Origin of the sequence: Mesotoga sp. Brook.08.YT.4.2.5.2. (assembly GCF_003351125.1) — a bacterium.
Lineage (GTDB): Bacteria > Thermotogota > Thermotogae > Petrotogales > Kosmotogaceae > Mesotoga.
Window position 1 is genome coordinate 330884 of record NZ_JPGZ01000009.1, and the last position, 10627, is coordinate 341510.

General features: G+C 47.1%; 13 protein-coding genes. 2 read left to right on the forward strand and 11 right to left on the reverse strand.

Annotated features, from left to right (window positions below):
• Nucleotides 1-14: 14 nt before the first annotated feature.
• Nucleotides 15-473, forward strand: a complete 459-nt coding sequence (locus Q502_RS03875; RefSeq protein ID WP_102819384.1) for a hypothetical protein — start codon at nt 15-17, stop codon at nt 471-473.
• Between the two features lie 18 nt (nt 474-491).
• Complete coding sequence (locus tag Q502_RS03880; RefSeq protein WP_258002053.1) at nt 492-1094, forward strand: hypothetical protein; 603 nt, start codon at nt 492-494, stop codon at nt 1092-1094.
• On the opposite strand, the gene Q502_RS03885 is transcribed toward Q502_RS03880, so the two are convergent.
• From Q502_RS03885 to gatA, 11 genes are read right to left on the reverse strand one after another with little or no spacing between them, the layout of a single operon-like run.
• Nucleotides 1078-1530, reverse strand: a complete 453-nt coding sequence (locus tag Q502_RS03885) for a DUF523 domain-containing protein (RefSeq protein WP_099828563.1) — start codon at nt 1528-1530, stop codon at nt 1078-1080. The two genes, Q502_RS03880 and Q502_RS03885, sit on opposite strands and share 17 nt — an antisense overlap.
• A complete protein-coding gene (locus Q502_RS03890; protein ID WP_102819385.1) occupies nt 1527-2375 on the reverse strand; it encodes a M23 family metallopeptidase in 849 nt (282 codons plus the stop codon). Before Q502_RS03890 ends, Q502_RS03885 begins: the two co-directional genes overlap by 4 nt.
• On the reverse strand, nt 2372-2803 hold the full coding sequence (locus Q502_RS03895; protein WP_102819386.1) for a diacylglycerol kinase family protein: 432 nt from the start codon (nt 2801-2803) through the stop codon (nt 2372-2374). The genes Q502_RS03890 and Q502_RS03895 overlap by 4 nt, the downstream gene beginning before the upstream one ends.
• Entirely contained in the window at nt 2800-3411 is a 612-nt protein-coding gene (locus Q502_RS03900) for a 2-oxoacid:acceptor oxidoreductase family protein (protein ID WP_102819387.1), read from the reverse strand. The genes Q502_RS03895 and Q502_RS03900 overlap by 4 nt, the downstream gene beginning before the upstream one ends.
• On the reverse strand, nt 3408-4244 hold the full coding sequence (locus Q502_RS03905) for a 2-oxoacid:ferredoxin oxidoreductase subunit beta (RefSeq protein ID WP_102819388.1): 837 nt from the start codon (nt 4242-4244) through the stop codon (nt 3408-3410). The genes Q502_RS03900 and Q502_RS03905 overlap by 4 nt, the downstream gene beginning before the upstream one ends.
• Nucleotides 4245-4257: 13 nt before the next feature.
• The gene (locus Q502_RS03910) at nt 4258-4761 is read right to left on the reverse strand and encodes a dCMP deaminase family protein (RefSeq protein WP_102819389.1); all 504 of its coding nucleotides are present in this window, start codon (nt 4759-4761) and stop codon (nt 4258-4260) included.
• Nucleotides 4761-5210, reverse strand: coding sequence for a ferritin family protein (locus Q502_RS03915; RefSeq protein ID WP_099828569.1), 450 nt, complete (start codon nt 5208-5210; stop codon nt 4761-4763). The genes Q502_RS03910 and Q502_RS03915 overlap by 1 nt, the downstream gene beginning before the upstream one ends.
• A gap of 1 nt (nt 5211) precedes the next feature.
• Nucleotides 5212-6333 (reverse strand): radical SAM family heme chaperone HemW, encoded by a 1122-nt coding sequence (hemW, locus tag Q502_RS03920; RefSeq protein WP_102819390.1) that lies wholly within the window; start codon nt 6331-6333, stop codon nt 5212-5214.
• On the reverse strand, nt 6333-7154 hold the full coding sequence (locus Q502_RS03925) for a hypothetical protein (protein ID WP_102819391.1): 822 nt from the start codon (nt 7152-7154) through the stop codon (nt 6333-6335). The genes hemW and Q502_RS03925 overlap by 1 nt, the downstream gene beginning before the upstream one ends.
• A complete protein-coding gene (gene gatB / locus Q502_RS03930; RefSeq protein ID WP_180977988.1) occupies nt 7151-8596 on the reverse strand; it encodes an Asp-tRNA(Asn)/Glu-tRNA(Gln) amidotransferase subunit GatB in 1446 nt (481 codons plus the stop codon). The genes Q502_RS03925 and gatB overlap by 4 nt, the downstream gene beginning before the upstream one ends.
• Nucleotides 8593-9996, reverse strand: a complete 1404-nt coding sequence (gatA, locus tag Q502_RS03935) for an Asp-tRNA(Asn)/Glu-tRNA(Gln) amidotransferase subunit GatA (RefSeq protein ID WP_102819393.1) — start codon at nt 9994-9996, stop codon at nt 8593-8595. Before gatA ends, gatB begins: the two co-directional genes overlap by 4 nt.
• Nucleotides 9997-10627: the final 631 nt, after the last annotated feature.

Here is a 10627-nt window from a genome sequence, read left to right on the forward strand (position 1 = left end):
TTGGAGGTGAGATTGTGAAACAGACTCCGGACTTCGATAAGATCCAGGAAAATATGAGAGCCGGCAGTATTACCGGCCCGGGTTTTCTTGGTCACGACGAAAGAAACCTGGTAGATATTATAAGTGAGGATCAGGCGAAGGTAAAGGAACTGGGTTTGACAAACGAGATAATCGCGAACAAACTGGAAATGTTTATGAAGCAAGGCGAGAGAGGATTCGGTTCGCCTGTAAAGGTCGATGACCGATTCGTTGTAATCGTTGAGGAGAGCCGCGGCTACATACCCTGTCCCTTTCGTCACGGTCATCTTTCAAAGAAAGCCAACATCAATGTCAGGAACATAGCTCGAAAGGAAGAAGTCGACTACTCACCTATTTCAATCCATCTGATTAGAGAACATGGCTTTTATCAAGGGAAGGGGTCTCCATACAGGCTTGATCCAGCAAAGGTAGCAAGGATTCTAGAACTTATCTGAATGATGGGAGCAGTGAAAGTGAAAGGCGCTAAGGTGAAGCGTTATGGAAACAGGGCGTTGTTCACAGTCGCCTTTGTGTTGGGACTGATTGCATTTGCTTCTTACTACGCATTTGGTCACAGAAAAGATGTTGTTGTGCCCAAAGATGAGATTATGCTTGACGATCTTGTTTTCAATCGAAGTATCTTCACTTTTCTCGGTGAAGCGCCATTTCCGCCAGATCAGGGACTTGCGAATGGGGTTTCCGTTAAGCAGGAAAGCGGAGAAAGCATCAGAGTGTTCTACCCTCCGTATGACAACTCGGTGCGCTGCCTGCAACTGGATCTAAGTTCAAGAGTGATAAACGTCTATGTCTGGAAAATGGAATCTGTTGAAGCTGCAAAAGACACATGGGAGACTCTCTTCCTTGTAGAAGGATCGGTTCTGACTAGAGATTTAGGAAGGATTAAGAAGTCAGATTACTACTACGCCAAAATAGTCAGGTTCGGAGGTAAAGATCAGTCCTTGCTATGGCAAAAAGGTAGATGGGTTATCCTTGCGAAGAGTCCGGGTTTTACGCTCGACGAGAAGGAAGAGATGCAGATTCTTACGGAGTTGTTTGATCCTAGTATAAGAAGCTAGTTTCTTCCTCGGAATAGACTTCGATGCCGTTCTTCATTAGCAGTTCTGCCGTTATTCCCATTCCGTCAATCATCACTCCGCTGAAGGTTCCGTCGTAGATACCTCTACAACCACAAGAAGGACTTCTCGACTTCAGAACTGCAATACTTGAACCTGAGAGTTTTGCAATCTTCAGAACCTCTTCGGCCCCCTTCTCATAGTTGCTCGTGACATCGTTGCCAAACTGATCTAGGACTATCTTGCTTGCCAGCCAGTCCTTTGAGGTAGTAACCTCCGCACGAGGCCTAGGCGTGGGGAGTCCGCCAAGCTGCTCGGGGCACACAGGCAAAAAAACAAACCTGTCGACCAGCTCTAGAAGCTTGAAAGACAGGTTGTTATCTCCGCGATAGGTGCAATTGACTCCGATCAGGCACGCACTAACCAGTATCTTTGTCATTTACCACCGGCAGCGGTGCCGTCATCCTCTCTTCTTATAACATACATAAGATCACGAGTTGGAAGCATAGACAACGGGTTCATCGTATTTGACTTGGGGTCCCTCACTTCAAAGTGGACATGTGGGCCCGTCGAGACACCCGTACTTCCTACTCGGCCTATCAACGAGCCGGCGTCAACTCTCTGGCCGACATAGACGCTTATCTTGCTCATATGACCATATCGGGTAAGATATCCATTGTCATGCTGAATTTCGACCATATTCCCATATCCGCCGTTCGGTCCAGCGAAAACAACAGTTCCTCTAGAACCTGAAAATATCGGTGTTCCTTCCGGAGCCGCAATGTCAAGCCCCGAATGGAATGAGGGCTGCCCGCTTACAGGATGTGTTCTCCAACCGTAATCAGAAGATATTACTCCATAAATGGGCCATCTGAAAGGGGTGCTCTGAGGAATGTACTGATACAGGTTGACCAAAGACATGGGAATAAAAACTCTTTGACCGGGATTGATTACAGAATCCGGCCTGAGATTATTTGCTGCTATCAATTCATCGACAGGAGAGAAAAACAACTTTGCGATGTAATCGAAGGTGTCACCAGACTGAACCTCGTAGATCAAACCGTCCGGTTGGGGTATCTTAAGCGTGTCCCCTGCTTTAATGCTGTTTGCACTTTTGATATTGTTGAAGTCAATAATAGTTGAGATGCTTACACTCAGATCTCTCGAAATAGTATGAATCGAGTCTCCCGGCCTAACCACGTATGTAACGAGGAAATACGCGAAACTGCGAGTCATTAATAGCAAAGACGATAATAGGAATAACAGAATGACCCGACGGTTCATTCCCTGCCACCTCCAAATAGCCCCAAAGAAAAGAAGACAACCAGAATTATTATACCAAAAAGCAGTCCAACGGCAAAATGCAGACCGAAAATTGATTGTAAAATAATTGATAACCCAATCAAAACAGATACCGCGCTCCCGAGTAGAACGACAGCAGCCGCTGTATCCTTGAGTATACGCACTCTTTCATCATAGTAGGGCCTCAATATGTCTGCTATCTTCTCCACCAGGGTATTGATTCCTTCGAGAAGCAGAACCATAAACGTACAGAAGAGAAGCCAGTAATAATCACCCTTGTCCAGTCCGATCAGTGCGCCGACAGTCAAGATCACTGCTCCGATTACAAGCTGGATTCTGAAATTTCTCTCTCTCAGAAGGTGCTTGATTCCATTTGTTGCGTTGCCAAGACTCCTGATAAACTTCTTCATTCAAATCCCCGGCCGACAGAATCGATTCTTTCTCTTCTAATACTATACGATTTCTCTATTAGTGAGTAACCGAAATCAATCGCCTGGGAATTCATCTCTACGTACTTTGGTTTTATGTGTTTTGCCATGGCATCTTTCAACGACTGAGTTGTGACGAAGTTTCCTGCTCTGGCAATCAACCCTAGACCGACCATATTGGCCGGCAGAGTACTTCCAAACTTGTTCTCAGTGAGCTCTGTCACTGGCTTCGATATGATCTTTCTCGTCATTCTGATTCCTTCTTTTGGAATAGACTTGACGAGAGTGGAGTCGACAATAAGGACGCCGTTCATGTGAATGAGAGGGGCATGAGCATTTACAGCGGTTTGGTGCATAGAGTAAATCAGTTCAAAGGAATGAGCCTTGGGGTAATCTATGGGCTCAGTGTTGAAGAGAACATCGCAGTAAGAGAGTCCTCCTCTCACCTGGGCTCCGAAAGACTGGGTCTGCACTACCCAACTTCCCTGTATCAAAAGGGCCTCTGCGAGAATTATCCCCATCAAAACATTTCCCTGGCCTCCAACACCGGAAATCCTTACCGAATGAGGCTGAGAGAATGCGTGCTTCATGCTTTCTCACCTCTCTCCGCTGCGATTATCTGCTCGCTCTTTGCCTTGTATCTGTCGCTGTATGTTTCCGCTTCTATATTCACAAACTCACCTGCAACGATCTTATCTTTCAGCTCTTCGGGAGTCATTGTTTTTGATTTGGCTATTTGAACTGTGTTTTTCTTGAAGTATGCAAGCATGTCTTCGGGTTTCGACATTGCGTTGTACCTGCCATAGTACGTATGGCAGTTGGTCATGATCTCTACTATCCCCATGCCTCTATGGTTGAGGGCCTTCTGAATGAACTGAACCATTTGAGCATAGTGAAATACTGTCGTTCTGGCAACATACGTTGCGCCTGAAGAGACTGCCAGGTTAACTATGTCAAACGAGTTTTCAACGTTCCCATATGGTGAAGTCGATGCTATCTTCTCGTAAGGAGTAGTAGGAGAGTATTGCCCACCGGTCATACCGTAGATATTGTTGTTGAATATTATTGCAGTGAGATCCATGTTTCTCCTGCAGGCATGAATGAAGTGATTCCCTCCTATGGCGACCATATCACCGTCTCCACCCATAACTACCACATTGAATTCCGGTCGGGCAAGCTTCACTCCAGTAGCGAATGCTACTGCTCTTCCATGAAGAGTGTGCATCGTATTGAAGTTCAGGTAGCCCGTAACCCTTGAAGAACATCCGATTCCCGAGATGACGGCGACTCTGTCGGGATCAAGTTCTTCCTTATCGACAGCTTCTATGAAAGCCTTCATAATAACGCCGTTTCCGCAACCCGGGCACCAAACATGAGGCATCCTGTCCTGCCTTAAGTACTTCATTAACCTTGCGATAGCCATGATTTCCTCCCATTCACTTTGTGAAATGCGTCATTGTGACACCTGTTTTTTCGAACATAAACTCAGTAAGTGGATCCGGGTAACCTTCGGAGAACACAACCTTTATTATCCCCGCATTGATTATTAGTCTGGCGCAGATGGAGCAAGGGCGATGAGTAACGTATATAGTGGATCCATTAGTCGAGATTCCGAATTTCGCCGCTTGAGACAGTGCGTTTTGTTCAGCATGAGCGGCGTAACATATCTCCTGATTCTGGCCGGAAGGTATTCCCAGAGCATCCCTTATGCACTCTATCTCATCGCAATGAGGGAAACCCGAAGGCGGTTGATTATAGCCGGTCGAAAGAATCCTATTCTCCCTCACTATTAGAGCGCCCACTTTTCTATGATGGCAGCTGGATCGCTCTCTAACCTGGTACGCGAGTCTCATGAAGTAAGAGTCCCAGCTTTCGGTCTCATTACGGCGTTCGTGAATAGAGAACCTCTTCAGATAGTCGGAAAGCTCTTCCACGGCCATTATCTCAGTCCTTCCAGAAGTTCAACATGGTTCTTCTCTTCGCTGATTACCTTTTCAAGAGCTTCGACAGTATCGGCCTTTGAGTTCTTCAAAAGACTCTCGTAGAACGCTATGCTTTTCTTTTCCACTTCTATTGCATGTTCAATAGCCTTTTTATAGTCTGAGCGGCTCATCGCGTCCTTCAATTCGTCAGAAAACACACTTGCCTCGGTCAAGGCCGCCATGTACTGACGTGCATCGTCCCAGTTTATAAGTTCTATGGCCTCCTCTTCAAATCTCCTGAGAAGAGTTCGAAAGGTATCGGCGTGACTTCTTTCCTGAGAAGAGAGGAACCTAAAGACCGAGCCCTGCCGGTCGTTATGCGCGCTCTCCGCCAGTTCTCTGTAAAAGTTCTCTCCTTCAGTTTCGATTCTTAATGCAACCTCGAGTACTTCATGTGGAGAAAGCAATCTAGATCTCCTCCTTTATATCCAGGAGCTGCTGCAACACTCTTCTGGAGACATCCATCCCGGAGTCGTTCAACTTAATTGTACCTTCGTCAGATGAGATATAATCTCCAAGACGGGTTTTTATCTTTGAAATCAGGAGAAAAAGAAGCTCCCGGGAATACACCAGATCAGACAGATCCACTCCTTCTGCCAACCTCAGTCCCATAAAGAGAGTTTCAAACAACTCCTGAACAGCATCGTTTTCTGCGAACTCGGCGATCGGTTTTATCTTCTGGTTGACCAAACTGCTGTAAAGTTGAAGGTCCTCGGTATTGACATATCTCTTGCGATCCAGATGACCGCCGGCAGAAACCCCGAAACCAAGATACTGCTCGTTTCGCCAGTACTTCAGATTATGAAGACATTCACTACCATCTTTTGCCCAGGATGATATCTCATATCTCTTGTATCCCATACTGGCCAAAGATTCAAGAACCATGTCGTGAAGTTCTGCAATTGCTTCGGAATCGGGCAACTCAATGATAGCATCATGTACCCGCCTCATCAATTCAGTTTCGTGATCTGAATCAAAGATATAGTATGAGATGTGATCGGGCGAAACCTCTTTGATCAGCTCTAAATTGGCAATCACGTTTTCTCTGTTTTCACCGGGTAACCCGAGAATGAAATCGAGATTCAGATTATCGAAAGTATCTCTGCTCAAGAACAACCTGCCCATAAGATCGGCGGGAACGGGTCTATCGCAACGCTCCAATATACTCCGCTCGGATGACTGGACTCCCACTGAAAGCCTGGTGAAGCCAGTAGATCTCCACGCCAGGAGATGCTCTTTATCGAGCTCCCACGGGTTGGCCTCTATGGTAGCCTCAGACACATCTGTACCCAATGAAAGATTGATATGCGATACGATTTCCTCCATTAGGTCAATAGGATACAGCGAAGGTGATCCGCCTCCGAAGTACAAGGTATCGACGATTCCCGGGACCTCATACATCTCGATCTCCTTCTTCAACGAATCATGATAGGCCTCGACCGATTCCCTGTCGAATTGGATTGTGCAGAAATCGCAATAAGAGCATTTTCTAGCACAGAAAGGAATATGCACATACGCTCCCACACCCATCAGAATACAAGCCTCATGAAAATCCCGTTAAGGTTGAAGTTTGTGACCGAGATACCTGCAAAGACCGAATCGTCGCTCCCAAGCTTCGAGATAAGCATCTGTGCATCGATCCCTCGCATGCTTACCATGACTGTCGGCGAAAGCATTAGTCTCAGGTCGCCGGCCGGGACTATGAAATTCCCGGCGAAAGCCACGCCGAGATCGAAGGAAAGATAGTTCATCCCTATCCCTATACCGTAACCGACCTCTCCGAGCGAGTCGTTAGTCTTGAGATCCACAGTGGCGACAACGTTACTCTCTGCATTCTTTATCCTTAGGCTTCGCTCATATTCCTTTGCATAAAGATACAAACCTATATCGTTGAACGAAAAGGAGTCCTCCCCATGGAGGAATACGCTGAGGCCTCCATTGAGCTGACCCAGCGGCAGACGCACCCAGTTCCTCGCCAGATACTTCATCTTGCCCACCGTTGAAAGCTCGAGTTCAAGAGTAGTGTGAGAAAAGATGGGGATCTGATTTGTGTTGGTGACGTACCTTACACCCATGAAAAGCCCCTCGTTGCTGGCAAGCAGCGATCCTCTGAAAAGGCCGTCTTTGATCTTCAGCTTAAGAAATCCGGTGGAGTATTCCTCCCAGGTGTCCACATAAGTTACCCCAACGTAGGGGATTCCCGAGGCCAAAGCTAGTGTCAGATAAATATCTTCATATGCCCGTATGTCCGCGGAAACGCTCCACCCAGCATTGTTCAGCTTGATCTGAATTTCGGAGAAGATCAGAACTCCCAGAAAAACAACTATGAACAGACAAAGTCTCTTCTTCAATCTCTAAGCAGCCTCCTTGCGATTTCATTTGCCTTGGACGGGTTTGCCTTTCCTTTGGTCGCTTTCATGACCGCTCCCACGAAGTATCCAAGGACTCCCTCCTTACCGTCTCTAAACTGCTGAACGGCTGCAGGGTTGTCATTCATGGCCTTTCGAACTGCATCTTCGATCACGGTGTCATCGTCTATCTGTTGAAGTCCCTTTTCTCTAACCAATTGAGTCGGTGACTTTCCGTTCTCCACGATCACTGGAAAAATGTCTTTTGCTATCTTGTTTGAGATCTTGCCCTGCTCAATTAGATCGAAAAGCTCCTTGAAGTTCTCCGGACTTACCTTCACCTCTTCCAGGGAAAGTTGCCTATCGTTCATAAGCCTCATAACCTCTCCCATAATCCAGTTTGAACTCTCTTTGGGCTTTCCGGTGGCCTGCGCAACCTCTTCAAAATAAGAAGAGATTTCACTATCTGAAGCAAGAACGGAGGCGTCATAGCCGGGAAGCGAGTATTGCTCCATGAATCTCTCTACTTTCTCCCAGGGAAGCTCCGGAAGACTTCTCTCAATTCTCTCTATAAGATCATCGCTGATTATAAGCTCTGGGAGATCAGGTTCGGGGAAATAACGGTAATCGTTCTCTTCCTCCTTTGATCTCATAGAATATGTTTCCTTTGAAGAGAAATTCCAGGACCTGGTTTCTTTTGCGACATCGACTCCTGAAGCCAATGCCTTGGAAATCCTCTCCTGTTCAAATTCCAGTGCCTTCTCAACGAACTTGAAAGAGTTGATGTTCTTGATTTCTACCCTGTTGGAGCTCCTCCCACTCTCGTCAACCATCGAGATGTTTGCATCGCAGCGCAATGCGCCCTTCTCCATGTCTCCAGAACAGACACCCAGGGCCCTTAGCGTATCTCTGAGGAGTTCCATGAAGATGCGGGCCTCGACCGGACTCTTTAGATCTGGTTCTGTAACAATTTCAATTAGCGGAACCCCGCACCTATTTAGATCCAGATGACTTCCCGACGATCCGGTTATTGATTCCGTTCCCTGATGAACCATCTTGCCCGCGTCTTCTTCTATGTGAATCCTGCGGATCCTAATACTTCGCTTCTCTTCGCCGTTTACGAGATACAGGTAACCGTTCTCGGCTATCGGGAAAAAGTATTGAGTAATCTGATAACCCTTCGGCAGATCCGGGTAAAAGTAATTCTTTCTGTCAAAGACCGACCGCCTGTTGATGGTGCAGTTCATAGCAATTCCGGCCATTACGGCGAACTCGACTACCCGTTCGTTTAACACCGGTAAAGTGCCGGGTTGACCGGTGCAGACAGGGCAAATAACAGTATTCGGTTCAAGATCGAAAACATCGGCCCGACAACTACAGAATGCTTTGGTCTCGGTTTTGAGCTGAGCATGGATTTCCAGCCCGATCACAGTCTTATACATTATTTCGCCCACCTTTCAGGGATCTTCGCCAGTCCGTTTTCATAAGAGGGAGAGAGATCCTCAATCCCCCCGGCAGCATTCAGTAGCGAGACATCACTGAACCTCTTCCCGGTGAGAAGCAGACCGACAGGCAAACCGTCAACCAGGCCTGTAGGAACTGAGATCGACGGAAGCCCTGCTACATTTGCAGGTATAGTATATATATCCATAAGATAGTAGGCGAGGGGATCGGTTATCTCGCCAAGTCTCGGAGCAATGACTGGCGAAGAGGGATTTACAATGTAATCATATTCATTGAGTACTCGGTTGAGTTCACCGGCCATGATCCTTCTTGTTTTCAACGCTTTTCTGTAGTACGCGTCATAATAGGTAGCGCTGAGAGTGAAAGTTCCAAGAAGAATCCTCCTTTTCACTTCTTCTCCGAAACCGCTGTCTCTGTTCTTGTTTATGAGAGTTTCATAGTCTTCTGCGGGACTTCTCGACCCAAATCTGATTCCGTCATAACGGGCAAGATTCGAGCTTGCCTCGGCCGGAGCGATCAAGTAATATGTGGCGACAGCATACTCGACACTAGGAATCGAAATCTCCTCTACTTTTGCACCGGCGCTCCTCATAGCTTCCATCATTGACAGGAATCTCTCTTTGACTCCCGAATCCAAACCCGGGTAGTTAAGCATCTCTGAAGGTGCAGCAAACTTCAGCCCCTTAACATCGCTTTCAATAGAGACATTGAAGTCTAGATTCCTCCTTAGAGTATTTGAATCCTTCGGATCGTGGCCTGCAATCATCGCCATCACTTCTGCGGCGTCTTGTGCACAGCGCGTCAATGGCCCGATCTGATCCAGCGATGAGGCAAATGCAACCAATCCGTATCTCGACACAAGGCCATAAGTCGGTTTAAAACCAACGATTCCGCACATGGAAGCCGGCTGTCTTACCGACCCTCCGGTATCGCTTCCCAATGCAAATGGGGCAAGACCGGCAGCAACTGCTGCTGCGCTTCCACCACTGCTGCCTCCAGGAATTCGGTCGAGATCCCAGGGATTTCTGGAAGGTCCAAACGCGGAGTTCTCAGTTGAGGAACCCATTGCGAATTCATCCATATTGGTCTTGCCAAGTATTATTCCGCCTTTATTGTTCAGCTTGCTGGTAACAGTGGCGTCATAAGGAGACTCATAGTTTTCAAGTATTCTACTCGCACAGGTTGTTCGAGTCCCTACCGCCAGAATATTATCCTTTAGAGCATAAGGAAACCCTTCCTTTTGCGAATCGGAAGGGTTGCTCACCTGAAGAAATGCATTCAGTTTGTCGTTGTATCTATCAATTCTCTCTCTATAAAACTCAAAAGAACCTCTTAAGGACATGATCTCTGAAAGCCTTAGATTCAGGGGATTCTTCGTCACGAAAGCCACCTCCAGATATTCAGGACAATTCTAACATTTTCAGAGCACTTCTAACAGCAGAAAACGACCGAAATTGAGTAAAAGGCCCATTTATGAATCTAATGCCCTCTACCATGGTGAGACTTTAGCAGCCGCAAAATGTTCGCAAGGTTGTGGTTGGACTGTATGAGACAAATAAAAGAGAATCCCTTCGTTCCAGAGCGAGGAACTTTTATTCGTTCTATGATGCGCCGTACGCTGAAAGATCAGTTGCAAGTTCTCAGTTCCAGTGTGCCAAGAAGGCGAAGAAGGGAACTTCAAGCCATGCTTAATTGAAGATGAGGGAGGGCCCCTCGAAGCCGCCATGCAGGTGGAGGCTTCAAACCACCGTAAGCTGCTGTGGTAAAGAGCCATGGTAGTGAACGTTACGGGAAAAGGCGGGACAGCGATCCCGTCAGGTGAGTACCAGAGGAGACGAATACAAGTGAACCACCGTGAACGTGTCGTAAGAACTACTAGTGTCATCTAAACCGGGAGGACGAACTATCCCGGGATAAGTCTGGAGGAAACCTGCTTACTGTCCAGATGGTGACCGGCATACAGGTGGCGTGACCCTGGTACAGGCTTCGATTAGGAACTTGGGAACCTGGAT